This window comes from Clostridium celatum DSM 1785 (assembly GCF_000320405.1).
Taxonomy (GTDB): Bacteria; Bacillota; Clostridia; order Clostridiales; family Clostridiaceae; genus Clostridium; species Clostridium celatum.
Window position 1 is genome coordinate 1 of the sequence record NZ_KB291702.1, and the last position, 505, is coordinate 505.

General features: G+C 31.7%; 1 protein-coding gene. It reads left to right on the forward strand.

What is annotated here, in order from left to right; all coding sequences use genetic code 11:
• A partial coding sequence (locus tag HMPREF0216_RS14020; protein ID WP_005215563.1) for a discoidin domain-containing protein occupies positions 1 to 505 on the forward strand: 505 nt, incomplete at both ends.

Here is a 505-nt window from a genome sequence, read left to right on the forward strand (position 1 = left end):
GATGAAACAGTTATAGATTCAACTAATTTTACAGTTACATCTGATAATGAAAATGCACTTGTAAATGGAGTTGAAGGACCAGCATATTTAGCATTTGATAATGACTTAAATACTATTTGGCATTCAAACTATAGTCCATATCAAGCATTACCAGCAACTATTGAAGTGGATATGAAGGAAGTTCAAAATATAGATAAAATAACTTATATTCCAAGACAAGATGGTAGCCCAAATGGAAGAGTGTTAAAGTGTGAAATATTAGTAAAGGCTAATGCAGAAGATGAATATACTAGTGTTGGTACATTTACTTGGGATAATAATATAGCTAACAAGTATGCTAAGTTTGATGCTGTAGATGCTAGATATGTTAAGATAAGCGTTACTGAAGGAGCAACAAATAGCTCAAATCAATTTGCTTCAGCAGCAGAATTTACTATTCATAAGGTAAAAGAAGAAACTCCAGAAATTCCAGAAGAAGTACAAGCAGGAATTAATATGACTATAG